Raw genomic sequence first — 23,028 nt, forward strand, 5'->3', positions numbered from 1 at the left:
TTCTTAGCGTTTGTACTTGTCACAAATTTTCGCATTTTTTGTTTGCTCCCGCCCCGCATACTGGCGTTTGTGCTATTGTAATCATAACCATTCTCACTTACACTTTGCGCATATTTTGAACGGGAGTCTTTATGTACGTTTGTTTATGTAATGGTGTGAGTGACAAAAAAATACGTCAGGCCGTTCGCCAGTTTCAGCCACAGTCCTTCCAGCAACTTCGCAAGTTTGTTCCAGTGGGAAATCAATGCGGTAAATGCGTACGTGCTGCCCGTGAGATTATGCAGGACGAACTGATGCAGATCCCGGAATACAAAGAGATCGCGTAAGCGCCCATCTTTTTTTTGACATCCCTGTAGCCCGATCTACGCTTCAATGAGTGGAAGCGGAGGGACTATATAATGAAAGGTGATGTTAAAATCATAAGTTATCTCAATAAATTATTGGGAAATGAGCTTGTCGCAATCAACCAGTATTTTCTCCATGCGAGAATGTTTAAGAACTGGGGCCTTATGCGCCTCAACGATGTCGAATACCACGAATCCATCGATGAGATGAAACATGCCGATAAGTATATCGAGCGTATTTTATTTCTCGAAGGCATCCCCAACCTGCAGGACCTCGGCAAACTTGGTATCGGCGAAGATGTCGAAGAGATGCTGCGATCCGATCTCAGACTTGAGCTTGAAGGCGCAAAAGACCTTCGCGAAGCTATTGCCTACGCAGACAGCGTCCATGACTACGTTAGCCGCGATATGATGATCCAGATTCTGGCCGATGAAGAAGGGCATATCGACTGGCTGGAAACTGAGCTGGATCTCATTGGTAAAATTGGCCTGCAAAACTATCTCCAGTCGCAAATTAAAGTGGAAGATTAACCAGCGTCTGCCAACCTACGCATAAACCCGCTGCCGCCAGAAATGGCCCAAAAGGCAGTGGGTTTTTTAATGTCTGTCTGGCAGGGTTGAACAACGAAGTCATAAGAAGATAGAGCAGCGCCAATAGTGCGGCAACCAGTGCCAGTTCGGGCAACACGCACCAACCATGCCATGCACCGAGTGCCGAAAGGTACTTCACATCGCCATAGCCCATCCCTTCACGGCGAAATATGAGCCGATAACCCCAGTAGATCATGGCAAAGCCGACATACCCTGCCATCGCCCCGACCACTGCGCCAGGCAGAAAATCAGGGTGAAGACAGAGTTGATAGAGCAAACCAGCCCATAACAGGGGACAGAGATATTTATCAGGGAGAATGCCTGAGCGAATATCTTCACGCACCAGTAAACCTGAGAGAACAAAATAGATGAGCAGGAAGGGGAGGAGAGTAAGCATGAACGAAACCTCAAGGTGAATTTCAGCGCATACTCTTCACACCACGAATGCCTGGCAATAGCCAAAAAATGAAATTGCGTAATGGTTTCATAAGAACAGAGGAAAGGGGGCGGATTGCAGAAAATAGTACGAGGCCTTACGCAAGGTACACCTTTGGCGCTTAAATTCTAAACGGCACTTGCGTCTTGCCCAGATTTACGTATAATGCGCGGGCTTGTCGTAATTGACGGCGGGTTCAATCTGAACCGGAGTGACTCATTTTGTTACTCAACAATGCTCCCAATTGGGGAGCTACGTAAGAACGGTTACACTCTCCCATCAATCGTAATGGGTTTGAGGAGTAATCATTTTCGTTTATAAAATAATTGGAGCTCTGGTCTCATGCAGAACCAAAGAATCCGTATCCGCCTTAAAGCGTTTGATCATCGTCTGATCGATCAATCAACCGCGGAAATCGTCGAGACTGCTAAGCGCACTGGTGCGCAAGTCCGTGGTCCGATCCCGCTGCCGACCCGCAAAGAGCGCTTCACCGTTCTGATCTCCCCGCACGTTAACAAAGACGCGCGTGATCAGTACGAAATCCGCACTCACAAGCGTCTGGTTGACATCGTTGAGCCAACTGAGAAAACCGTTGATGCTCTGATGCGTCTGGATCTGGCTGCCGGTGTAGACGTGCAGATCAGCCTGGGTTAATCAGGTCATCGAGCGATTGAGAGGTTGAAACAATGATTGGTTTAGTCGGTAAAAAAGTGGGTATGACCCGCATCTTCACTGAAGATGGCGTTTCTATCCCAGTAACCGTAATCGAAGTTGAAGCAAACCGCGTTACTCAGGTTAAAGATCTGGCTAACGATGGCTACCGCGCTATTCAGGTTACCACTGGTGCTAAAAAAGCTAACCGTGTAACCAAACCAGAAGCGGGTCACTTCGCTAAAGCTGGCGTTGAAGCTGGCCGTGGTCTGTGGGAATTCCGTCTTGCTGAAGGCGAAGAGTTCACCGTAGGTCAGGACATTAGCGTTGAGCTGTTTGCTGACGTTAAAAAAGTTGACGTAACCGGTACCTCTAAAGGTAAAGGTTTTGCTGGTACCGTTAAGCGCTGGAACTTCCGTACCCAGGACGCTACTCACGGTAACTCCTTGTCTCACCGCGTTCCGGGTTCTATCGGTCAGAACCAGACTCCGGGCAAAGTGTTCAAAGGCAAGAAAATGGCAGGTCAGCTGGGCAACGAACGTGTAACTGTTCAGAGCCTGGACGTAGTACGTGTTGACGCTGAGCGCAACCTGCTGCTGGTTAAAGGTGCGGTCCCGGGTGCAACCGGTAGCGACCTGATCGTTAAACCAGCTGTGAAGGCGTAAGGGGATAGCAATGGAATTAGTATTGAAAGACGCGCAGAGCGCGCTGACTGTTTCCGAAACTACCTTCGGTCGTGATTTCAACGAAGCGCTGGTTCACCAGGTTGTTGTTGCTTATGCAGCTGGTGCTCGTCAGGGTACTCGTGCTCAGAAGACTCGTGCTGAAGTAACTGGTTCTGGCAAAAAGCCATGGCGCCAGAAAGGTACCGGCCGTGCGCGTTCAGGTTCTATTAAGAGCCCGATCTGGCGTTCAGGTGGCGTGACCTTCGCTGCGCGTCCACAGGACCACAGTCAAAAAGTTAACAAAAAGATGTACCGCGGCGCGCTGAAAAGCATTCTGTCCGAGCTGGTACGTCAGGATCGTCTGATCGTTGTCGAGAAGTTCTCTGTAGAAGCGCCTAAAACTAAGCTGCTGGCACAGAAACTGAAAGACATGGCTCTGGAAGATGTGCTGATCATCACCGGTGAGCTGGACGAGAACCTGTTCCTGGCCGCGCGTAACCTGCACAAGGTTGACGTACGCGACGCGACTGGTATCGACCCGGTTAGCCTGATCGCCTTCGACAAAGTCGTAATGACTGCTGATGCTGTTAAGCAAGTTGAGGAGATGCTGGCATGATTCGTGAAGAACGTCTGCTGAAGGTGCTGCGCGCACCGCACGTTTCTGAAAAAGCGTCTACTGCGATGGAAAAAACAAACACCATCGTTCTCAAAGTTGCTAAAGACGCGACCAAAGCAGAGATCAAAGCTGCTGTGCAGAAACTGTTTGAAGTCGAAGTCGAAGTCGTTAACACCCTGGTAGTTAAAGGGAAAGTTAAACGTCACGGACAGCGTATCGGTCGTCGTAGCGACTGGAAAAAAGCTTACGTCACCCTGAAAGAAGGCCAGAACCTGGACTTCGTTGGCGGCGCTGAGTAAGTCGGAGGAGTAATACAATGGCAGTTGTTAAATGTAAACCGACATCTCCGGGTCGTCGCCACGTAGTTAAAGTGGTTAACCCTGAGCTGCACAAGGGCAAACCTTTTGCTCCGTTGCTGGAAAAAAACAGCAAATCCGGTGGTCGTAACAACAATGGCCGTATCACCACTCGTCACATCGGTGGTGGCCACAAGCAGGCTTATCGTATTGTTGACTTCAAACGCAACAAAGACGGTATCCCAGCAGTTGTTGAGCGTCTTGAGTACGATCCGAACCGTTCCGCGAACATCGCGCTGGTTCTGTACAAAGACGGCGAACGCCGTTACATCCTGGCCCCTAAAGGCCTGAAAGCTGGCGACCAGATTCAGTCTGGCGTTGATGCTGCAATCAAAGCAGGCAACACCCTGCCGATGCGCAATATCCCGGTTGGTTCTACCGTTCATAACGTAGAAATGAAACCAGGTAAAGGCGGTCAGCTGGCGCGTTCCGCGGGTACTTACGTTCAGATCGTTGCGCGTGACGGTGCTTATGTCACCCTGCGTCTGCGTTCTGGTGAAATGCGTAAAGTCGAAGCAGACTGCCGCGCTACTCTGGGCGAAGTTGGCAATGCTGAGCATATGCTGCGCGTTCTGGGTAAAGCTGGTGCTGCACGCTGGCGTGGTGTTCGTCCTACCGTTCGCGGTACTGCGATGAACCCAGTAGACCACCCACATGGTGGTGGTGAAGGTCGTAACTTTGGTAAGCACCCGGTAACTCCGTGGGGCGTTCAGACCAAAGGTAAGAAGACCCGCAGCAACAAGCGTACTGATAAATTTATCGTACGTCGCCGTAGCAAATAATTTTAGAGGATAAGCCATGCCACGTTCTCTCAAGAAAGGTCCTTTTATTGACCTGCACTTGCTGAAGAAGGTAGAGAAAGCGGTGGAAAGCGGAGACAAGAAGCCCCTGCGCACTTGGTCCCGTCGTTCAACGATCTTTCCTAACATGATCGGTTTGACCATCGCTGTCCATAATGGTCGTCAGCACGTTCCAGTCTTTGTTACCGACGAAATGGTTGGTCACAAACTGGGTGAATTCGCACCGACTCGTACTTATCGCGGCCACGCTGCTGATAAAAAAGCGAAGAAGAAATAAGGTAGGAGGAAGAGATGGAAACTTTAGCTCAACATCGCCATGCTCGTTCTTCTGCACAGAAGGTTCGCCTTGTTGCTGACCTGATTCGCGGTAAGAAAGTGTCGCAGGCCCTGGACATCCTGACCTATACCAACAAGAAAGCTGCGGTATTGGTCAAGAAAGTACTGGAATCTGCCATTGCTAACGCTGAACACAACGATGGCGCTGACATCGACGATCTGAAAGTCGCGAAAATTTTCGTAGATGAAGGCCCAAGCATGAAGCGCATTATGCCGCGTGCGAAAGGTCGTGCAGATCGCATCCTGAAGCGCACCAGCCACATTACTGTGGTTGTGTCCGATCGCTGAGACTCTGGAGACTAGCAATGGGTCAGAAAGTACATCCTAATGGTATTCGCCTGGGTATTGTAAAACCATGGAACTCTACCTGGTTTGCGAACACCAAAGAATTCGCTGACAACCTGGACAGCGATTTTAAAGTACGTCAGTACCTGACTAAGGAACTGGCTAAAGCGTCTGTATCTCGTATCGTTATCGAGCGTCCAGCTAAGAGCATCCGTGTGACTATTCACACTGCTCGTCCTGGCATCGTTATCGGTAAGAAAGGCGAAGACGTAGAAAAACTGCGCAAGGTCGTAGCGGATATCGCTGGCGTTCCTGCACAGATCAATATCGCTGAAGTTCGTAAGCCTGAACTGGACGCTAAATTGGTTGCTGACAGCATCACTTCTCAGCTGGAACGTCGTGTTATGTTCCGTCGTGCTATGAAGCGTGCTGTACAGAACGCAATGCGTCTGGGCGCTAAAGGTATCAAAGTTGAAGTTAGCGGCCGTCTGGGCGGCGCGGAAATCGCACGTACCGAATGGTACCGTGAAGGTCGCGTACCGCTGCACACTCTGCGTGCTGACATCGACTACAACACCTCTGAAGCGCACACCACTTACGGTGTAATCGGCGTTAAGGTATGGATCTTCAAAGGTGAGATCCTGGGTGGTATGGCTGCTGTTGAACAACCGGAAAAACCGGCTGCTCAACCTAAAAAGCAGCAGCGTAAAGGCCGTAAATAAGGAGCGTCGCTGATGTTACAACCAAAGCGTACAAAATTCCGTAAAGTGCACAAAGGCCGCAACCGTGGTCTGGCGCAGGGTACGGATGTTAGCTTCGGCACTTTCGGTCTGAAAGCTGTTGGCCGTGGTCGTCTGACTGCACGTCAGATCGAAGCAGCACGTCGTGCAATGACCCGTGCAGTTAAGCGTCAAGGTAAGATCTGGATCCGTGTATTCCCGGACAAACCGATCACCGAGAAGCCGCTGGAAGTTCGTATGGGTAAAGGTAAAGGTAACGTGGAGTACTGGGTTGCCTTGATCCAACCGGGCAAAGTCCTGTATGAAATGGACGGTGTTCCGGAAGAGCTGGCCCGTGAAGCCTTCGGCCTGGCAGCAGCGAAACTGCCTATCAAAACCACCTTTGTAACTAAGACGGTGATGTAATGAAAGCAAAAGAGCTGCGTGAAAAGAGCGTTGAAGAGCTGAACGCTGAGCTGCTGAACCTGCTGCGCGAGCAGTTCAACCTGCGTATGCAGGCTGCAAGTGGCCAGCTGCAACAGACCCACCTGCTGAAGCAAGTGCGTCGCAATGTTGCACGCGTTAAGACTTTACTGACTGAGAAGGCGGGTGCGTAATGACCGATAAAATCCGTACTCTGCAAGGTCGTGTTGTTAGCGACAAAATGGAGAAATCCATCGTTGTTGCTATCGAACGCATTGTGAAACACCCGATCTACGGTAAATTCATCAAGCGTACGACCAAACTGCACGTACATGACGAGAACAACGAATGTGGTATCGGCGACAAGGTTGAAATCCGTGAATGCCGTCCACTGTCCAAGACTAAGTCCTGGACGCTGGTTCGCGTTGTAGAGAAAGCGGTTCTGTAATACAGTACCCGTTCTCAATACGAATAAACGGCTCAGCGATGAGCCGTTTATTTTTTCTACCCATATTGCAGAAGCGGTGTTATAATGCCGCGCCCTCGATATGGGGCTTTTTAACGGCTCTGATTTTAGAGTCTCAGGTAGTAGTTGACATTAGCGGAGCACTAAAATGATCCAAGAACAGACTATGCTGAACGTCGCCGACAACTCCGGTGCACGTCGCGTAATGTGTATCAAGGTTCTGGGTGGCTCGCACCGTCGCTACGCAGGCGTAGGCGACATCATCAAGATCACCATCAAAGAAGCAATTCCACGTGGTAAGGTCAAAAAAGGTGATGTGCTGAAAGCGGTAGTGGTGCGCACCAAGAAGGGTGTTCGTCGCCCTGACGGTTCTGTCATTCGCTTCGATGGTAATGCATGCGTTATTTTGAACAATAACAGCGAGCAGCCAATCGGCACGCGTATCTTTGGGCCGGTAACTCGTGAACTTCGTACTGAGAAGTTCATGAAAATTATCTCTCTGGCACCAGAAGTACTCTAAGGAGCGAATCATGGCAGCGAAAATCCGTCGTGATGACGAAGTTATCGTGTTAACCGGTAAAGATAAAGGTAAACGCGGTAAAGTAAAAAATGTCCTGTCTTCCGGCAAGGTCATTGTTGAAGGTATCAACCTGGTTAAGAAACATCAGAAGCCGGTTCCGGCCCTGAACCAACCAGGCGGCATCGTTGAAAAAGAAGCTGCTATTCAGGTTTCTAACGTTGCAATCTTCAATGCGGCAACCGGCAAGGCTGACCGTGTAGGCTTTAGATTCGAAGACGGCAAAAAAGTCCGTTTCTTCAAGTCTAACAGCGAAACTATCAAGTAATTTGGAGTAGTACGATGGCGAAACTGCATGATTACTACAAAGACGAAGTAGTTAAGAAACTCATGACTGAGTTTAACTACAATTCTGTCATGCAAGTCCCTCGGGTCGAGAAGATCACCCTGAACATGGGTGTTGGTGAAGCGATCGCTGACAAGAAACTGCTGGATAACGCAGCAGCTGACCTGACAGCAATCTCCGGTCAAAAACCGCTGATCACCAAAGCACGCAAATCAGTTGCAGGCTTCAAAATCCGTCAGGGCTATCCGATCGGCTGTAAAGTAACTCTGCGTGGCGAACGCATGTGGGAGTTCTTTGAGCGCCTGATCACTATTGCTGTACCTCGTATCCGTGACTTCCGTGGCCTGTCCGCTAAGTCATTCGACGGTCGTGGTAACTACAGCATGGGTGTCCGTGAGCAGATCATCTTCCCAGAAATCGACTACGATAAAGTCGACCGCGTGCGTGGTTTGGATATTACCATTACCACTACTGCGAAATCTGACGAAGAAGGCCGTGCTCTGCTGGCTGCCTTTGACTTCCCGTTCCGCAAGTAAGGTAGGGTTACTGAATGGCTAAGCAATCAATGAAAGCACGCGAAGTAAAACGCGTAGCTTTAGCTGATAAATTCTTCGCTAAACGCGCTGAACTGAAAGCGATCATCTCTGATGTGAACGCTTCCGACGAAGATCGTTGGAACGCAGTTCTCAAGCTGCAAACTCTGCCGCGTGATTCCAGCCCGTCTCGTCAGCGTAACCGCTGCCGTCAAACAGGTCGTCCACATGGTTATGTGGGCAAGTTCGGGTTGAGCCGTATTAAGCTGCGTGAAGCCGCCATGCGCGGTGAAGTGCCAGGCTTGAAAAAGGCTAGCTGGTAATTGTCACCAATTGAATCACGGGAGTAAAGACAGATGAGCATGCAAGATCCGATCGCGGATATGCTGACCCGTATCCGTAACGGTCAGGCCGCGAATAAAGCTGCGGTCACCATGCCTTCCTCCAAGCTGAAAGTGGCAATCGCCAACGTGCTGAAGGACGAAGGTTTTATTGAAGATTTTAAAGTTGAAGGCGACACCAAGCCGGAACTGGAAGTGACTCTTAAGTACTTCCAGGGTAAAGCTGTTGTAGAAAGCATTCAGCGTGTCAGCCGCCCAGGTCTGCGCATCTATAAGAAAAAAGATGAGCTGCCAAAAGTTATGGCCGGTCTGGGTATCGCAGTTGTTTCTACCTCTAAAGGTGTTATGACTGATCGTGCAGCGCGCCAGGCTGGTCTTGGCGGCGAAATTATCTGCTACGTAGCCTAATCGGAGGAAAAAATGTCTCGTGTTGCTAAAGCACCGGTCGTTGTTCCTGCCGGCGTTGATGTAAAAATCAACGGTCAGGTTATTACGATCAAAGGTAAAAACGGCGAGCTGACTCGTACTCTCAACGATGCTGTTGAAGTTAAACATGCAGATAATGCTCTGACCTTCGGTCCGCGTGATGGTTACGCAGACGGCTGGGCTCAGGCTGGTACCGCGCGTGCCCTGCTGAACTCAATGGTTATCGGTGTTACCGAAGGCTTCACTAAGAAGCTGCAGCTGGTTGGTGTAGGTTATCGTGCAGCGATCAAAGGGAATGCAGTAGGCCTGTCTCTGGGCTTCTCTCACCCTGTTGAGCATCCGCTGCCGGCCGGTATCACTGCAGAATGTCCAACTCAGACTGAGATCGTGCTGAAAGGCGCTGATAAACAGCTGATTGGTCAGGTTGCAGCAGATCTGCGCGCCTACCGTCGTCCTGAGCCTTATAAAGGCAAGGGTGTTCGTTACGCCGACGAAGTCGTGCGTACCAAAGAGGCTAAGAAGAAGTAAGGTAACACTATGGATAAGAAATCTGCTCGTATCCGTCGTGCGACCCGCGCACGCCGCAAGCTCAAAGAGCTGGGTGCAACTCGCCTGGTGGTACATCGTACCCCGCGTCACATTTACGCACAGGTAATTGCACCGAACGGTTCTGAAGTTCTGGTAGCTGCTTCTACTGTAGAAAAAGCTATCGCAGAACAATTGAAGTACACCGGTAACAAAGACGCTGCTGCAGCTGTAGGTAAAGCTGTTGCTGAACGCGCTCTGGAAAAAGGCATCAGCAATGTATCCTTTGACCGTTCCGGGTTCCAATATCATGGTCGTGTCCAGGCACTGGCAGATGCTGCCCGTGAAGCTGGCCTTCAGTTCTAAGGTAGAGGTGTAAGATGGCTCACATCGAAAAACAAGCTGGCGAACTGCAGGAAAAGCTGATCGCGGTAAACCGCGTATCTAAAACCGTTAAAGGTGGTCGTATTTTCTCCTTCACAGCTCTGACTGTAGTTGGCGATGGTAACGGTCGCGTTGGTTTTGGTTACGGTAAAGCGCGTGAAGTTCCAGCAGCGATCCAGAAAGCGATGGAAAAAGCCCGTCGCAATATGATTAACGTCGCGCTGAACAACGGCACCCTGCAGCACCCAGTTAAAGGTGTTCACACGGGTTCTCGTGTATTCATGCAGCCAGCTTCAGAAGGTACCGGTATCATCGCCGGTGGTGCAATGCGCGCCGTTCTGGAAGTTGCTGGGGTTCATAACGTTCTGGCTAAAGCATACGGTTCCACCAACCCGATCAACGTGGTTCGTGCAACTATTGATGGCCTGGAAAATATGAATTCTCCAGAAATGGTCGCTGCCAAGCGTGGTAAATCCGTTGAAGAAATTCTGGGGTAATTGACCATGGCAAAGACTATTAAAATCACTCAAACCCGCAGTGCAATCGGTCGTCTGCCGAAACACAAGGCAACGCTGCTTGGCCTGGGTCTGCGTCGTATTGGTCATACCGTTGAGCGCGAGGATACTCCTGCTGTTCGCGGTATGGTCAACGCGGTTTACTTCATGGTTAAAGTTGAGGAGTAAGAGATGCGTTTAAATACTCTGTCTCCGGCCGAAGGCTCTAAAAAGGCGGGTAAACGCCTGGGTCGTGGTATCGGTTCTGGCCTCGGCAAAACCGGTGGTCGTGGTCACAAAGGTCAGAACTCTCGTTCTGGCGGTGGCGTACGTCGCGGTTTCGAGGGTGGCCAGATGCCACTGTACCGTCGTCTGCCGAAGTTCGGCTTCACTTCTCGCAAAGCAGCGATCACAGCGGAAGTCCGTCTGTCTGACCTGGCGAAAGTTGAAGGCGGCGTTGTAGACCTGAACACGCTGAAAGCGGCTAACATTATCGGTATCCAGATCGAGTTCGCGAAAGTGATCCTGGCTGGTGAAGTTTCTACTCCGGTAACTGTTCGTGGCCTGCGTGTTACTAAAGGTGCTCGTGCTGCTATCGAAGCTGCTGGCGGTAAAATTGAGGAATAAGTAGCAGATGGCTAAGCAACCGGGATTAGATTTTCAAAGTGCCAAAGGTGGATTTGGTGAGCTGAAACGCAGACTGCTGTTTGTAATCGGCGCGCTGATTGTGTTCCGTATTGGCTCTTTTATTCCGATCCCTGGTATCGATGCCGCTGTACTTGCCAAACTGCTTGAGCAACAGCGAGGCACCATCATTGAAATGTTTAACATGTTCTCTGGTGGTGCTCTCAGCCGTGCTTCTATCTTCGCGCTGGGTATTATGCCGTATATTTCGGCATCCATTATTATCCAGCTGCTGACGGTCGTTCATCCGGCCCTGGCAGAACTGAAGAAAGAAGGGGAGTCTGGACGTCGTAAGATTAGTCAGTACACCCGCTACGGTACTCTGGTGCTGGCAATATTCCAGTCGATCGGTATTGCTACCGGTCTTCCGAATATGCCTGGTATGCAGGGCCTGGTCTTAAACCCAGGCTTTGCATTCTATTTCACCGCTGTTGTTAGTCTGGTCACAGGGACAATGTTCCTGATGTGGCTCGGCGAACAGATTACTGAACGTGGTATCGGTAACGGTATCTCAATCATTATCTTCGCCGGTATTGTTGCGGGTCTCCCGCCAGCCATCGCCCATACTATCGAGCAAGCGCGTCAAGGCGACCTGCACTTCCTCCTGTTGCTGTTGGTTGCAGTATTAGTATTTGCAGTGACGTTCTTTGTTGTCTTCGTTGAACGTGGTCAACGCCGCATTGTGGTGAACTACGCGAAACGTCAGCAGGGTCGTCGTGTCTATGCTGCACAGAGCACACATTTGCCGCTGAAAGTGAATATGGCAGGGGTAATCCCGGCGATCTTCGCTTCCAGTATTATTCTGTTCCCGGCAACCATCGCGTCATGGTTCGGGGGCGGTACTGGTTGGAACTGGCTGACAACAATTTCGCTGTATTTGCAGCCTGGGCAACCACTTTATGTGTTACTCTATGCGTCTGCGATCATCTTCTTCTGTTTCTTCTACACGGCGTTGGTCTTCAACCCGCGTGAAACAGCAGATAACCTGAAGAAGTCCGGTGCATTTGTACCAGGAATTCGTCCGGGAGAGCAAACGGCGAAGTATATCGATAAAGTAATGACTCGCCTGACTTTGGTTGGTGCGCTTTACATTACTTTTATCTGCCTGATCCCGGAGTTCATGCGTGATGCAATGAAAGTACCGTTCTACTTCGGTGGGACCTCACTGCTTATCGTTGTTGTCGTGATTATGGACTTTATGGCTCAAGTGCAAACTCTGATGATGTCCAGTCAGTATGAGTCTGCATTGAAGAAGGCGAACCTGAAAGGCTACGGCCGCTAATTGGTCGCCTGAGAAGTTACGGAGAGTAAAAATGAAAGTTCGTGCTTCCGTCAAGAAATTATGCCGTAACTGCAAAATCGTTAAGCGTGATGGTGTCATCCGTGTGATTTGCAGTGCCGAGCCGAAGCATAAACAGCGCCAAGGCTGATTATTTCGCATATTTTTCTTGCAAAGTTGGGTTGAGCTGGCTAGATTAGCCAGCCAATCTTTTGTATGTCTGTACGTTTCCATTTGAGTATCCTGAAAACGGGCTTTTCAGCATGGTGCGTACATATTAAATAGTAGGAGTGCATAGTGGCCCGTATAGCAGGCATTAACATTCCTGATCAGAAACATGCTGTGATCGCATTAACTTCGATCTACGGCATCGGCAAGACCCGTTCTAAAGCCATCCTGGCTGCAGCGGGTATCGCTGAAGATGTTAAGATCAGTGAGCTGTCTGAAGGACAAATCGACACGCTGCGTGACGAAGTTGCCAAATTTGTCGTTGAAGGTGATCTGCGCCGTGAAATCAGCATGAGCATCAAGCGCCTGATGGATCTTGGTTGCTATCGCGGTTTGCGTCATCGTCGTGGTCTGCCAGTGCGCGGTCAGCGTACTAAGACCAACGCACGTACCCGTAAGGGTCCGCGCAAACCGATCAAGAAATAATCGGGGTGATTGAATAATGGCAAAGGCACCAATTCGTGCACGTAAACGTGTAAGAAAACAAGTCTCTGACGGCGTGGCTCATATCCATGCTTCTTTCAACAACACCATCGTTACTATTACTGATCGTCAGGGTAACGCATTGGGTTGGGCAACAGCCGGTGGTTCCGGTTTCCGTGGTTCTCGCAAATCCACTCCGTTTGCAGCTCAGGTTGCAGCAGAGCGTTGCGCAGAAGCCGTAAAAGAATACGGCATCAAGAATCTGGAAGTTATGGTTAAAGGTCCGGGTCCGGGTCGTGAATCTACTGTTCGCGCTCTGAACGCCGCTGGTTTCCGCATCACTAATATTACTGATGTGACTCCGATCCCTCATAACGGTTGTCGTCCGCCGAAAAAACGTCGCGTATAACGCTCGTTTTTTAGGTTAGTTGGAGATAGAAAATGGCAAGATATTTGGGTCCTAAGCTCAAGCTGAGCCGTCGTGAGGGCACCGACTTATTCCTTAAGTCTGGCGTTCGCGCGATCGATACCAAGTGTAAAATTGAACAAGCTCCTGGCCAGCACGGTGCGCGTAAACCGCGTCTGTCTGACTATGGTGTGCAGTTGCGTGAAAAGCAAAAAGTTCGCCGTATCTACGGTGTGCTGGAGCGTCAGTTCCGTAACTACTATAAAGAAGCAGCACGTCTGAAAGGCAACACAGGTGAAAACCTGCTGGCTCTGCTGGAAGGTCGTCTGGACAACGTTGTATACCGTATGGGCTTCGGCGCTACTCGTGCTGAATCACGCCAGCTGGTTAGCCACAAAGCAATCATGGTAAACGGTCGTGTTGTTAACATCGCTTCTTATCAGGTTAAAGCGAATGACGTTGTTAGCATTCGTGAGAAAGCGAAAAAGCAATCTCGCGTGAAAGCCGCTCTGGAGCTGGCTGAGCAGCGTGAAAAGCCAACCTGGCTGGAAGTTGATGCTGGCAAGATGGAAGGTACGTTCAAGCGTCAGCCAGAACGTTCTGATCTGTCTGCGGACATTAACGAACACCTGATCGTCGAGCTTTACTCCAAGTAAAGCTTAGTACCAAAGAGAGGACACAATGCAGGGTTCTGTGACAGAGTTTCTAAAACCGCGCCTGGTAGATATCGAGCAAGTGAGTTCGACGCACGCCAAGGTGACCCTTGAGCCTTTAGAGCGTGGCTTTGGCCATACTCTGGGTAACGCACTGCGCCGTATTCTGCTCTCATCGATGCCGGGTTGCGCGGTGACCGAGGTTGAGATTGATGGTGTACTTCATGAGTACAGCACCAAAGAAGGCGTTCAGGAAGATATCCTTGAAATCCTGCTCAACCTGAAAGGGCTGGCGGTGAGAGTTCAGGGTAAAGATGAAGTTATTCTTACTCTGAATAAATCTGGCATTGGCCCTGTGACTGCAGCCGACATCACCCACGACGGTGATGTTGAAATCGTCAAGCCGCAGCACGTGATCTGCCACCTGACCGATGAGAACGCAGCTATTAGCATGCGTATCAAAGTTCAGCGCGGTCGTGGTTATGTGCCGGCTTCTGCCCGAATTCATTCGGAAGAAGATGAGCGCCCAATCGGCCGTCTGCTGGTCGACGCATGCTACAGCCCTGTAGAGCGTATTGCCTACAATGTTGAAGCAGCGCGTGTAGAACAGCGTACCGACCTGGACAAGCTGGTCATCGAAATGGAAACCAATGGCACAATCGATCCTGAAGAGGCGATTCGTCGTGCGGCAACCATCCTGGCAGAACAACTGGAAGCTTTCGTTGACTTACGTGATGTACGTCAGCCGGAAGTGAAAGAAGAGAAACCAGAATTCGATCCGATCCTGCTGCGCCCTGTTGACGATCTCGAATTGACTGTCCGCTCTGCTAACTGCCTTAAGGCAGAAGCTATCCACTATATCGGTGATCTGGTACAGCGTACCGAGGTTGAGTTGCTGAAAACGCCGAACCTGGGTAAAAAATCTCTTACTGAGATTAAAGACGTGCTGGCTTCACGTGGTCTGTCTCTGGGCATGCGCCTGGAAAACTGGCCACCAGCAAGCATTGCTGACGAGTAACCGGATCACAGGTTAAGGTTTTACTGAGAAGGATAAGGTCATGCGCCATCGTAAGAGTGGTCGTCAACTGAACCGCAACAGCAGCCATCGCCAGGCTATGTTCCGCAACATGGCAGGTTCACTGGTTCGTCATGAAATCATCAAGACGACCCTGCCTAAAGCGAAAGAGCTGCGTCGTGTAGTTGAGCCGCTGATTACTCTTGCCAAGACTGACAGCGTTGCTAATCGTCGTCTGGCATTCGCCCGTACTCGTGATAACGAGATCGTGGCAAAACTGTTTAACGAGCTGGGCCCGCGTTTTGCGAGCCGTGCCGGTGGTTACACTCGTATTCTGAAGTGTGGCTTCCGCGCAGGCGACAACGCTCCGATGGCTTACATCGAGCTGGTTGATCGTTCTGAGTCGAAAGCAGAAGCTGCTGCAGAGTAATCTGCAGTAACGTAAAAAAACCCGCTCCGGCGGGTTTTTTTATATCCGCACTATCACCACTTCTCTACAATATCTGTATTAATTCTGTTCATCCCCTGGAGTTTATGATGTGGTTGCTCGACCAGTGGGCAGAACGCCATATTCGCGATGCCCAAACAAAAGGTGAATTCGATAATCTGCCCGGTAGCGGTGAACCGCTCGTGCTGGGTGATGATTCGCATATTCCCCCTGAACTACGGGCTGGATATCGCTTACTAAAAAATGCGGGGTGTCTACCCCCGGAGCTCGAACAGCGCAAAGAGGCTGTTGAGCTTGCTGACTTGCTGAAAGGGATCCGTAAAGACGATCCACGGCACGGAGAATTATGTCGCCGGTTGGCTCTGGTTGAACTCAAACTACGCCAGGCGGGGATTGATACTGACTTTCTGCATGGTGAGTATAGTGAAAGACTGATGCAGAAGATAAATGAGGAGTAGGCATGTATCGTATCGGTGAACTTGCAAAGCTTGCGAACGTGACGCCGGATACCATCCGTTACTATGAAAAGCAGCAGATGATCGATCACGAGGTGCGAACCGAAGGTGGATTCCGTCTCTACACGGACAACGATCTGCAACGGCTGCGGTTTATTCGTTATGCGCGGCAATTGGGCTTCACGCTGGATTCGATCCGCGAGCTATTGTCGATCCGTATCGATCCGGCACATCACACCTGTCAGGAATCGAAAAGCATTGTCCAGGCCCGTCTGGATGAAGTGGAAGCGCGTATTCAGGAACTGCAAACCATGCAGCGCTCCCTGCAAAGACTGAATGATGCGTGCTGTGGTACAGCTCACAGCAGTATATATTGCTCAATTCTGGAAGCCCTTGAACAAGGGGCCAGTGGAGAAACCCAGGGTTGTTGATTTTTTATCAGCCCGGGTCTAGACTCCCCTCGACATAAACCATGCTCAGGAGAAATTATGAGTCACTATCAGCATACGAAGGGACAAATTAAAGATAACGCCATTGAGGCTTTACTTCACGACCCGCTTTTTCGACAGCGAGTTGAAAAGAACAAAAAAGGGAAGGGAAGTTATCTGCGTAAAAACAAGCATGCAAAACGGAGTAACTGGGAGGCCAGTGGCAAGCAAGCGAATCGCTTATTTACCACTGGCCTTCCTGCTTTTAGCTGTTAAACGCGATTATTCTGCTCTTTTAACAGATCGCGAATTTCAGTCAGTAACACTTCTTCTTTCGTTGGGGCAGGTGCCGCAGCAGGCTCTTCTTTTTTACGGTTCAGCCTGTTAATGAGCTTGATGGCCATAAAAATGGCAAACGCTACGATCACGAAATCAAATACGTTCTGAATAAACACGCCATAGTGCATCACAACTGCCGGGATATCCCCCTGGGCTTCCCGAAGCGTAAAGGCGAATTGTTTGAAATCAATGCCCCCAATTAACAGCCCTAAAGGTGGCATGATAATGTCAGCCACTAAAGATGAAACGATCTTGCCGAACGCCGCACCAATAATGACACCCACTGCCAAATCCACTACATTCCCGCGCATCGCAAATTCACGAAATTCTTTAATAAAACTCATTATGTTCTCCTTGTGCCAGCTGACGACTATAAGTTTAACAAATGATTAGCTAATTGCCATTGGGGATAAATAAACGTTATGAAAATAAAAGGCACAGGAATCAGATGGATAATGCTCAGGTGCTCTGTTACGAGCACCTGACTCATTAAAGGAAGAATGGACTTGGCTGGAATAAACGTTCGACGTCGGTAATAAATTTTTTATCCGTCAGGAACATAATAACGTGATCGCCTTGTTCAATACGCAAATTATCATTGGCAATCATGACATCATTCCCGCGTACTACGGCGCCGATGATTGTGCCAGGTGGCAGCTTAATTTCATCAATGGCACGACCCACCACGCGTGATGTGGTTTCATCACCGTGAGCGACAGCTTCAATGGCTTCAGCGACGCCGCGACGCAGTGATGACACGCCAACAATGTCGGCTTTACGTACATGGCTCAGCAGTGCGGAAATCGTTGCCTGCTGCGGCGAAATCGCAATATCAATCACGCTCCCCTGCACCAGGTCAACATAGGCACGACGCTGAATAAGCACCATCACCTTTTTTGCCCCCATGCGTTTGGCGAGCATGGCGGACATAATATTTGCTTCATCGTCGTTGGTGACGGCAATAAACAGATCAACTTGATCGATATGCTCTTCGGCCAGTAATTCCTGATCCGATGCATCACCATAAAACACGATCGTGTTTTGTAACTTTTCTGCGAGTTCAGAGGCACGCTGTTGATCGCGCTCGATCAACTTTACGCTGTAGTCTTTTTCCAGACGGCGGGCGAGACCTGCGCCGATATTACCACCGCCGACCAGCATGATGCGTTTGTAGGGCTTTTCGAGGCGCTGAAGTTCACTCATAACGGCACGAATATGTTGAGAAGCAGCAATGAAGAAGACTTCATCTCCTGCTTCGACAATGGTCGAGCCCTGAGGTCGAATAGGTCTGTCGTGACGGAAAATGGCTGCGACGCGGGTATCGATATGCGGCATATGTTCGCGCATAGTAGACAGCGCGTTTCCGATCAACGGACCGCCATAATAGGCCTTAACGACGGCCAGACTCACTTTCCCTTCTGCAAAGTTCACGACCTGCAGTGCGCCGGGATATTCGATCAGGCGATAAATATTATCGATAACCAGTTGTTCCGGCGCGATGAGATGGTCAATTGGTACTGCTTCTGAGTTAAAGAGTTTTTCCGCATCGCGGACATAATCCGGGGAGCGGATACGGGCGATTCGGTTCGGCGTGTTAAAGAGCGAATAGGCCACCTGACAAGCGACCATATTGGTTTCATCAGAGCTGGTCACGGCCACTAACATATCGGCATCGTCAGCACCGGCTTCACGGAGGACACGTGGATGCGAACCGTGCCCCTGCACAACGCGAAGGTCAAATTTATCCTGCAGAACGCGCAGTCGATCGCCGTTGGTATCGACGATCGTAATGTCGTTGTTTTCACCTACAAGGTTTTCCGCCAGCGTCCCGCCGACCTGTCCTGCGCCCAGAATGATAATCTTCATATCTCGTGACCTGTTCTCAACATCACTCTTTGATTAGCTTAGCGTAAAAGAAGCCATCACCCTGTTCAGCGCCAGGCAGGTTCTGCTGGCCCGGATGCTCCGGTGTCCCCGTCTCGCGTAGCGTAGCGCCAGGGGTGCGTTTAAGGAAAGCCGAAATTTGCTGACTGTTCTCTTCAGGAAGTATGGAACACGTTGCATAGACCAGCGTTCCACCTGGTTTCAGGTGTGGCCAAATGGCATCAAGGATCTCGGATTGCAGCTGTGCAAGCTCCTTAATATCACGATCGCGACGCAGCCACTTAATGTCCGGATGACGGCGAATAACGCCGGTTGCTGAGCAGGGAGCATCCAGCAAGATACGGTCGAAATGCGTCTCGCCACACCATTCTGCGGGCTTACGTCCGTCGCCTTGCATAACCTGTGCCTTCATTCCTAAACGCTTCAGGTTATCGTATACACGCGAAAGACGCTGCTCATCAACATCTACAGCCATTACGTTTGCCTGCGGTGCGACTTCCAGAATATGCGTCGTTTTGCCGCCAGGAGCGGCACACAGGTCGAGGATCTGTTCGCCATTTTTGGGCTCGAGCCAGGTCATACAGCCCTGGGCAGAAGCGTCCTGAACGGTTACCCAGCCCTCATCGAACCCGGGTAATGCATGCACCGGTACAGGAGAGGCTAAACGCACAGCATCAGGATAGGCGTCATGCGTGAAACCACTCATTCCGGCTTCTTCCAGCAAGGCCAGCCAGGCATCGCGGGTATGATGATTACGGTTAACGCGTAACCACATCGGCGGACGTTGATTATTCGCTTCGGCAATCTCCTGCCACCGTTGCGGGTACGCTTTTTTGAGGCGATTCAGAAGCCAGTCGGGGTGCAGGAAACGGGTTTCGCTTTGCTCAAATTCCGCCAGAAGTTCTTCCTGCTGGCGCTGGAACTGACGCAGTACGCCGTTGATCAGTCCTTTGAGCTGGGGACGTTTAATCACGATGGCGCCTTCTACCGTCTCAGCCAACGCAGCATGAGGTGGGATACGGGTATGAAGAAGCTGATAAAAGCCAACCATAATCAAATAATGCACGGTACGCTGCTTTCCGGTCATGGGGCGCGACATCAGCTTATTAATCAGCCACTCAAGCTGAGAAAGGGTGCGCAGGACGCCAAAACAGAGCTCCTGAAGCAGAGCTTTGTCTTTGTCGGACACTTTTTGCTGCAGTGGAGGCAGGACATTACTGAGTGACTGACCCTGCTCGACAACCTGCTCAACGGCCTGTGCCGCCAGACTGCGTAGATTTTGTTTTTTCATAACCGTAAAAATAAAAATGCCCGGAAACACCGGGCTTTAAGTATAAAGTTGCTCAGGCAAGACGAGTGCCAGGGATAAACCATTCGCGACGGGAATTTAACAGATCCTGAGCGCTCATCGCCTTTTTACCCGCTGGCTGCAGTGATTCCAGATTTAGGATCCCTTCCGCGGTTGCCACCTGGATACCGTTCTTGCTGGCTTCGATAATTGTTCCGGGCTCAGCAGATGTGTTGCCTTCAATGACGGAGGCTTTCCAGACTTTGACAGGTTGCTCATCGATCATCATCCAGCTCATCGGCCATGGATTAAAGGCGCGAATGCAACGTTCAAGCTGTGCTGCAGAGAGGGACCAGTCGACCCGCGCCTCTTCTTTGCTGAGTTTTTCGGCGTAGGTTACCAGGGCCTCATCCTGAACTTCAGGGGCTGCTGTATTATCAGCAAGCTGCTGCAAAGTTTTGATGAGTCCTTGCGGGCCAAGGTCCGCAAGCTTGTCATACAGCGTGGCGCTGGTATCGTCTGCAGTAATTGGACAGGCCAGTTTATACAGCATGTCGCCAGTGTCTAAACCTACATCCATCTTCATGATGGTAACACCGGTTTCAGCATCACCCGCCCACAGCGAACGTTGGATCGGCGCCGCACCACGCCAGCGTGGAAGCAAAGAACCATGTACGTTGATACAACCCAGTCGTGGCATATCCAGCACGGCTTTCGGCAGAATTAACCCATAAGCCACCACCACCATGACATCGGCATTCAGGTCAGCAACAAGCTGCTGGTTTTCCGGTGGCCGCAGGGATGCTGGCTGATAAACCGGTAACCCATGTTCTTCTGCCAGCACTTTCACCGGGCTGGGCATGAGCTTTTTACCACGGCCTGCCGGGCGATCCGGTTGGGTAAACACGCCAACAACCTGGTGGCCAGAAGATAACAGCGCGTCAAGATGACGCGCTGCAAAATCAGGGGTACCCGCGAAGATAATACGTAGTGTTTTAGACACGATGATCCTTGTATCCGGGGGGATGTTATGCGCGAGAGCGCAAACGATCCAGTTTCTCTACTTTCTGACGAATACGCTGCTGCTTCAATGGTGAGAGGTAATCGATAAACAGTTTACCGACCAAGTGATCCATCTCATGCTGAATACAAATCGCCAGCAGATCGTCTGCTTCCAGTTCGAACGGGTTGCCTTCACGATCCAGGGCGCGAATTTTCACTTTTTCGGCACGTGGAACTAAAGCACGCTGTTCAGGAATGGACAGACAACCTTCCTCAATACCTGTTTCACCGCTCTTTTCCAACAGCTCAGGGTTGATCAGCACCAGACGGCCATCGCGATTCTCAGAAACGTCGATCACGATAATACGCTTGTGAATGTCCACCTGAGTTGCCGCAAGGCCAATGCCTTCTTCGGCGTACATGGTATCGAACATATCATCAACGATACGCTGAATTTCTGCATTCACTTCTTTGACCGGTTCAGCGACGATGCGAAGGCGCTCGTCCGGAATATGTAACACTTGCAAAACTGCCATAAATTTCCAGAGTCGTGTTCAGGAGTTGATAAGAATACTATCTCTATTCTAGACAAATCCCCCATCGATTGACAGCATCCGTGACCAATCGCAATGATTGCAGAGGCTGCTTATGGCAGGGAATAGGATGACGTCCACGGAGATATGGTTACGGCTAATCCACACAGGTTCTCTGTGTGGTGATCAGATGCTCGCAGCGGCAGCGCGACTACTTATGCAGACAAGGATTGATGATGCCGTTGTCAGAGATGCCGGGCTGTCAACAAAACAGGCTCAACAGTTCTTTGCGCTTGATGAAAATGAACTGCAACGAAATCTGGCGTGGCTAGAACAGCCGGAGAATCATCTGCTGACGGCGGATGATCCTCGTTACCCCCCTTTACTTCGCACGATCCCTGACTACCCCGGCGCATTGTTTATTAAAGGCAATCCTGAAGCCCTTAACACCGTTCAACTGGCGGTTGTGGGTAGCCGCGCACCATCCTGGTACGGTGAGCGATGGGGGAAAATCCTGTGCGAACAACTTTCACAAAGTGGTTTCACGATCACCAGTGGGCTGGCCTGCGGTATTGACGGCGTCGCTCACCACGCCGCGCTGTCTGTAAAAGGGCGAAGTGTCGCGGTGCTTGGAAACGGGCTGTTTAGCATTTATCCCCGTCGGCATCAGGCTCTGGCTGCACGGCTTATCGAATCAGAGGGGGCTATTGTGTCGGAGTTCCCGCTGTCAGCGCCGCCCTGGCCGGCAAATTTTCCACGTCGTAACCGAATTATCAGCGGTCTGAGTCTGGGCGTGCTGGTGGTGGAGGCCGCTTTAAGAAGCGGCTCACTCGTTACGGCACGGTATGCGCTAGAACAGGGGCGAGAAGTCTTTGCCTTACCTGGCCCGATAGGTAACCCGGGGTGTGAGGGCCCCCACTGGCTCATCAAGCAGGGGGCAACGCCTGTGACGAGCGTCGAGGACATCCTTGAAAATTTGCAATATGGCTTGCACTGGTTAACAGATGAACCCGAAAAGCGACATTTTTCATCAGATCAGGAGAAGGTGGCATTGCCATTTCCCAGCCTCCTGGCTAACGTAGGAGATGAGGTAACACCTGTTGACGTTGTCGCTGAACGTGCCGGCCAACCTGTGCCAGTAACGGTAGCACAGCTACTCGAACTGGAGTTAGCAGGGTGGATCGCAGCTGTACCCGGCGGCTATGTCCGATTGAGGAGGGCAAGCCATGTTCGACGTACTGATGTATTTGTTTGAGACTTACATCCATAACGAAGCAGAAATGCGAGTGGATCAGGACAAATTGACACAGGATCTTACCGATGCGGGGTTTGAACGGGAAGATATTTATAATGCGTTGATGTGGCTGGAAAAACTGGCTGATTATCAGGAAGGCCTTGCCGAACCGATGCAGCTTGCTTCTGACCCATTGTCTGTGCGCATTTATACCGCTGAAGAGTGTGAAAGGCTGGACGCCAGCTGCCGGGGATTCATCTTATTCCTTGAGCAGATTCAGGTGCTAAACCTCGAAACAAGAGAAATGGTGATAGAGCGCGTTATGGCGCTGGATACGGCAGAGTTCGAACTGGATGACCTTAAGTGGGTGATCCTGATGGTTCTGTTTAATATTCCAGGCTGTGAAAATGCCTATCAGCAAATGGAAGAATTACTCTTTGAAGTGAATGAAGGTATGCTGCACTAATTCAATGTG

General features: G+C 50.6%; 41 protein-coding genes. 35 read left to right on the forward strand and 6 right to left on the reverse strand.

What is annotated here, in order from left to right; all coding sequences use genetic code 11:
• Positions 1 to 131: 131 nt before the first annotated feature.
• Positions 132 to 326 (forward strand): bacterioferritin-associated ferredoxin, encoded by a 195-nt coding sequence (gene bfd / locus NQ842_RS03000; protein WP_008503493.1) that lies wholly within the window; start codon positions 132 to 134, stop codon positions 324 to 326.
• Positions 327 to 398: 72 nt separating this feature from the next.
• A complete protein-coding gene (gene bfr, locus NQ842_RS03005; protein ID WP_013099029.1) occupies positions 399 to 875 on the forward strand; it encodes a bacterioferritin in 477 nt (158 codons plus the stop codon).
• On the opposite strand, the gene NQ842_RS03010 is transcribed toward bfr, so the two are convergent.
• Entirely contained in the window at positions 859 to 1,332 is a 474-nt protein-coding gene (locus NQ842_RS03010; protein ID WP_046889861.1) for an A24 family peptidase, read from the reverse strand. The two genes, bfr and NQ842_RS03010, sit on opposite strands and share 17 nt — an antisense overlap.
• A 381-nt stretch (positions 1,333 to 1,713) precedes the next feature.
• Between NQ842_RS03010 and rpsJ the strand changes: the two genes are divergently transcribed.
• The 31 genes from rpsJ (at position 1,714) to NQ842_RS03165 (ending at position 16,549) form a co-directional block, all read left to right on the forward strand.
• Positions 1,714 to 2,025, forward strand: coding sequence for a 30S ribosomal protein S10 (rpsJ, locus tag NQ842_RS03015; RefSeq protein ID WP_001181005.1), 312 nt, complete (start codon positions 1,714 to 1,716; stop codon positions 2,023 to 2,025).
• Positions 2,026 to 2,057: 32 nt separating this feature from the next.
• Complete coding sequence (gene rplC / locus NQ842_RS03020; protein WP_003863274.1) at positions 2,058 to 2,687, forward strand: 50S ribosomal protein L3; 630 nt, start codon at positions 2,058 to 2,060, stop codon at positions 2,685 to 2,687.
• Positions 2,688 to 2,697: 10 nt separating this feature from the next.
• Complete coding sequence (gene rplD, locus NQ842_RS03025; protein WP_000424395.1) at positions 2,698 to 3,303, forward strand: 50S ribosomal protein L4; 606 nt, start codon at positions 2,698 to 2,700, stop codon at positions 3,301 to 3,303.
• Positions 3,300 to 3,602 (forward strand): 50S ribosomal protein L23, encoded by a 303-nt coding sequence (gene rplW, locus NQ842_RS03030; RefSeq protein ID WP_000617546.1) that lies wholly within the window; start codon positions 3,300 to 3,302, stop codon positions 3,600 to 3,602. The genes rplD and rplW overlap by 4 nt, the downstream gene beginning before the upstream one ends.
• Before the next feature lie 17 nt (positions 3,603 to 3,619).
• A complete protein-coding gene (rplB, locus tag NQ842_RS03035) occupies positions 3,620 to 4,441 on the forward strand; it encodes a 50S ribosomal protein L2 (RefSeq protein ID WP_000301859.1) in 822 nt (273 codons plus the stop codon).
• A gap of 16 nt (positions 4,442 to 4,457) precedes the next feature.
• Positions 4,458 to 4,736, forward strand: a complete 279-nt coding sequence (gene rpsS / locus NQ842_RS03040) for a 30S ribosomal protein S19 (RefSeq protein WP_001138117.1) — start codon at positions 4,458 to 4,460, stop codon at positions 4,734 to 4,736.
• A 14-nt stretch (positions 4,737 to 4,750) separates the two neighbouring features.
• Entirely contained in the window at positions 4,751 to 5,083 is a 333-nt protein-coding gene (gene rplV, locus NQ842_RS03045) for a 50S ribosomal protein L22 (protein ID WP_002919773.1), read from the forward strand.
• Between the two features lie 17 nt (positions 5,084 to 5,100).
• Positions 5,101 to 5,802 carry a 30S ribosomal protein S3 gene (gene rpsC, locus NQ842_RS03050; RefSeq protein WP_000529945.1) on the forward strand — a complete coding sequence of 234 codons (702 nt, stop codon included), beginning with the start codon at positions 5,101 to 5,103 and terminating at the stop codon, positions 5,800 to 5,802.
• A 12-nt stretch (positions 5,803 to 5,814) separates the two neighbouring features.
• Positions 5,815 to 6,225 (forward strand): 50S ribosomal protein L16, encoded by a 411-nt coding sequence (rplP, locus tag NQ842_RS03055; RefSeq protein WP_002919759.1) that lies wholly within the window; start codon positions 5,815 to 5,817, stop codon positions 6,223 to 6,225.
• Positions 6,225 to 6,416 carry a 50S ribosomal protein L29 gene (rpmC, locus tag NQ842_RS03060; RefSeq protein WP_013099027.1) on the forward strand — a complete coding sequence of 64 codons (192 nt, stop codon included), beginning with the start codon at positions 6,225 to 6,227 and terminating at the stop codon, positions 6,414 to 6,416. The genes rplP and rpmC overlap by 1 nt, the downstream gene beginning before the upstream one ends.
• The gene (gene rpsQ / locus NQ842_RS03065) at positions 6,416 to 6,670 is read left to right on the forward strand and encodes a 30S ribosomal protein S17 (protein ID WP_008503489.1); all 255 of its coding nucleotides are present in this window, start codon (positions 6,416 to 6,418) and stop codon (positions 6,668 to 6,670) included. The genes rpmC and rpsQ overlap by 1 nt, the downstream gene beginning before the upstream one ends.
• A gap of 166 nt (positions 6,671 to 6,836) precedes the next feature.
• Positions 6,837 to 7,208 carry a 50S ribosomal protein L14 gene (rplN, locus tag NQ842_RS03070; protein ID WP_002919748.1) on the forward strand — a complete coding sequence of 124 codons (372 nt, stop codon included), beginning with the start codon at positions 6,837 to 6,839 and terminating at the stop codon, positions 7,206 to 7,208.
• Positions 7,209 to 7,218: 10 nt separating this feature from the next.
• Positions 7,219 to 7,533, forward strand: coding sequence for a 50S ribosomal protein L24 (gene rplX, locus NQ842_RS03075; RefSeq protein ID WP_000729185.1), 315 nt, complete (start codon positions 7,219 to 7,221; stop codon positions 7,531 to 7,533).
• Positions 7,534 to 7,547: 14 nt separating this feature from the next.
• On the forward strand, positions 7,548 to 8,087 hold the full coding sequence (rplE, locus tag NQ842_RS03080; protein WP_001096202.1) for a 50S ribosomal protein L5: 540 nt from the start codon (positions 7,548 to 7,550) through the stop codon (positions 8,085 to 8,087).
• Between the two features lie 14 nt (positions 8,088 to 8,101).
• A complete protein-coding gene (gene rpsN, locus NQ842_RS03085; RefSeq protein ID WP_013099026.1) occupies positions 8,102 to 8,407 on the forward strand; it encodes a 30S ribosomal protein S14 in 306 nt (101 codons plus the stop codon).
• A 33-nt stretch (positions 8,408 to 8,440) separates the two neighbouring features.
• Positions 8,441 to 8,833: a 30S ribosomal protein S8 gene (gene rpsH / locus NQ842_RS03090; protein ID WP_013099025.1), complete on the forward strand. Its 393-nt coding sequence runs from the start codon at positions 8,441 to 8,443 to the stop codon at positions 8,831 to 8,833.
• 12 nt (positions 8,834 to 8,845) lie between these two features.
• On the forward strand, positions 8,846 to 9,379 hold the full coding sequence (rplF, locus tag NQ842_RS03095; protein WP_013099024.1) for a 50S ribosomal protein L6: 534 nt from the start codon (positions 8,846 to 8,848) through the stop codon (positions 9,377 to 9,379).
• A gap of 9 nt (positions 9,380 to 9,388) precedes the next feature.
• Positions 9,389 to 9,742 carry a 50S ribosomal protein L18 gene (gene rplR / locus NQ842_RS03100; protein ID WP_013099023.1) on the forward strand — a complete coding sequence of 118 codons (354 nt, stop codon included), beginning with the start codon at positions 9,389 to 9,391 and terminating at the stop codon, positions 9,740 to 9,742.
• Positions 9,743 to 9,756: 14 nt separating this feature from the next.
• Positions 9,757 to 10,257, forward strand: a complete 501-nt coding sequence (gene rpsE / locus NQ842_RS03105; protein ID WP_003863299.1) for a 30S ribosomal protein S5 — start codon at positions 9,757 to 9,759, stop codon at positions 10,255 to 10,257.
• Positions 10,258 to 10,263: 6 nt separating this feature from the next.
• Entirely contained in the window at positions 10,264 to 10,443 is a 180-nt protein-coding gene (gene rpmD / locus NQ842_RS03110; RefSeq protein ID WP_003863301.1) for a 50S ribosomal protein L30, read from the forward strand.
• 3 nt (positions 10,444 to 10,446) lie between these two features.
• Positions 10,447 to 10,881, forward strand: coding sequence for a 50S ribosomal protein L15 (gene rplO / locus NQ842_RS03115; RefSeq protein WP_013099022.1), 435 nt, complete (start codon positions 10,447 to 10,449; stop codon positions 10,879 to 10,881).
• Between the two features lie 7 nt (positions 10,882 to 10,888).
• A complete protein-coding gene (gene secY, locus NQ842_RS03120) occupies positions 10,889 to 12,220 on the forward strand; it encodes a preprotein translocase subunit SecY (RefSeq protein ID WP_003863305.1) in 1,332 nt (443 codons plus the stop codon).
• A gap of 31 nt (positions 12,221 to 12,251) precedes the next feature.
• Positions 12,252 to 12,368 carry a 50S ribosomal protein L36 gene (rpmJ, locus tag NQ842_RS03125; RefSeq protein ID WP_000868187.1) on the forward strand — a complete coding sequence of 39 codons (117 nt, stop codon included), beginning with the start codon at positions 12,252 to 12,254 and terminating at the stop codon, positions 12,366 to 12,368.
• A gap of 146 nt (positions 12,369 to 12,514) precedes the next feature.
• On the forward strand, positions 12,515 to 12,871 hold the full coding sequence (gene rpsM / locus NQ842_RS03130) for a 30S ribosomal protein S13 (protein WP_013099021.1): 357 nt from the start codon (positions 12,515 to 12,517) through the stop codon (positions 12,869 to 12,871).
• Positions 12,872 to 12,887: 16 nt separating this feature from the next.
• Positions 12,888 to 13,277, forward strand: a complete 390-nt coding sequence (gene rpsK, locus NQ842_RS03135; RefSeq protein ID WP_003031137.1) for a 30S ribosomal protein S11 — start codon at positions 12,888 to 12,890, stop codon at positions 13,275 to 13,277.
• Positions 13,278 to 13,309: 32 nt separating this feature from the next.
• Entirely contained in the window at positions 13,310 to 13,930 is a 621-nt protein-coding gene (gene rpsD, locus NQ842_RS03140; protein WP_003863314.1) for a 30S ribosomal protein S4, read from the forward strand.
• Between the two features lie 25 nt (positions 13,931 to 13,955).
• Complete coding sequence (locus tag NQ842_RS03145) at positions 13,956 to 14,945, forward strand: DNA-directed RNA polymerase subunit alpha (protein ID WP_002919219.1); 990 nt, start codon at positions 13,956 to 13,958, stop codon at positions 14,943 to 14,945.
• A gap of 40 nt (positions 14,946 to 14,985) precedes the next feature.
• On the forward strand, positions 14,986 to 15,372 hold the full coding sequence (gene rplQ / locus NQ842_RS03150) for a 50S ribosomal protein L17 (RefSeq protein ID WP_001216372.1): 387 nt from the start codon (positions 14,986 to 14,988) through the stop codon (positions 15,370 to 15,372).
• Between the two features lie 107 nt (positions 15,373 to 15,479).
• On the forward strand, positions 15,480 to 15,848 hold the full coding sequence (locus tag NQ842_RS03155; RefSeq protein WP_257256899.1) for a DUF1992 domain-containing protein: 369 nt from the start codon (positions 15,480 to 15,482) through the stop codon (positions 15,846 to 15,848).
• 2 nt (positions 15,849 to 15,850) lie between these two features.
• Positions 15,851 to 16,276, forward strand: coding sequence for a Zn(2+)-responsive transcriptional regulator (zntR, locus tag NQ842_RS03160; RefSeq protein ID WP_014833516.1), 426 nt, complete (start codon positions 15,851 to 15,853; stop codon positions 16,274 to 16,276).
• A gap of 57 nt (positions 16,277 to 16,333) precedes the next feature.
• Complete coding sequence (locus tag NQ842_RS03165) at positions 16,334 to 16,549, forward strand: alternative ribosome-rescue factor A (protein WP_248042710.1); 216 nt, start codon at positions 16,334 to 16,336, stop codon at positions 16,547 to 16,549.
• On the opposite strand, the gene mscL is transcribed toward NQ842_RS03165, so the two are convergent.
• The 5 genes from mscL to def form a co-directional block, all read right to left on the reverse strand.
• Positions 16,546 to 16,956: a large-conductance mechanosensitive channel protein MscL gene (gene mscL / locus NQ842_RS03170; protein WP_014833515.1), complete on the reverse strand. Its 411-nt coding sequence runs from the start codon at positions 16,954 to 16,956 to the stop codon at positions 16,546 to 16,548. The two genes, NQ842_RS03165 and mscL, sit on opposite strands and share 4 nt — an antisense overlap.
• A 145-nt stretch (positions 16,957 to 17,101) precedes the next feature.
• Positions 17,102 to 18,478: a Trk system potassium transporter TrkA gene (trkA, locus tag NQ842_RS03175; protein ID WP_013099016.1), complete on the reverse strand. Its 1,377-nt coding sequence runs from the start codon at positions 18,476 to 18,478 to the stop codon at positions 17,102 to 17,104.
• A 22-nt stretch (positions 18,479 to 18,500) separates the two neighbouring features.
• Positions 18,501 to 19,787, reverse strand: a complete 1,287-nt coding sequence (gene rsmB / locus NQ842_RS03180; protein WP_257256488.1) for a 16S rRNA (cytosine(967)-C(5))-methyltransferase RsmB — start codon at positions 19,785 to 19,787, stop codon at positions 18,501 to 18,503.
• A gap of 52 nt (positions 19,788 to 19,839) precedes the next feature.
• Positions 19,840 to 20,787 carry a methionyl-tRNA formyltransferase gene (fmt, locus tag NQ842_RS03185; RefSeq protein ID WP_014833513.1) on the reverse strand — a complete coding sequence of 316 codons (948 nt, stop codon included), beginning with the start codon at positions 20,785 to 20,787 and terminating at the stop codon, positions 19,840 to 19,842.
• A gap of 25 nt (positions 20,788 to 20,812) precedes the next feature.
• A complete protein-coding gene (gene def / locus NQ842_RS03190; protein ID WP_013099013.1) occupies positions 20,813 to 21,322 on the reverse strand; it encodes a peptide deformylase in 510 nt (169 codons plus the stop codon).
• 127 nt (positions 21,323 to 21,449) lie between these two features.
• Between def and dprA the strand changes: the two genes are divergently transcribed.
• Together dprA and smg are read left to right on the forward strand one after the other, a co-directional pair.
• Entirely contained in the window at positions 21,450 to 22,574 is a 1,125-nt protein-coding gene (dprA, locus tag NQ842_RS03195; protein WP_062935215.1) for a DNA-protecting protein DprA, read from the forward strand.
• Positions 22,546 to 23,019: a DUF494 family protein Smg gene (smg, locus tag NQ842_RS03200; protein WP_013099011.1), complete on the forward strand. Its 474-nt coding sequence runs from the start codon at positions 22,546 to 22,548 to the stop codon at positions 23,017 to 23,019. The genes dprA and smg overlap by 29 nt, the downstream gene beginning before the upstream one ends.
• Positions 23,020 to 23,028 lie beyond the last annotated feature (9 nt).

It is taken from the genome of Enterobacter cloacae complex sp. R_G8, from assembly GCF_024599795.1.
GTDB classification, from domain to species: Bacteria; Pseudomonadota; Gammaproteobacteria; order Enterobacterales; family Enterobacteriaceae; genus Enterobacter; species Enterobacter dissolvens.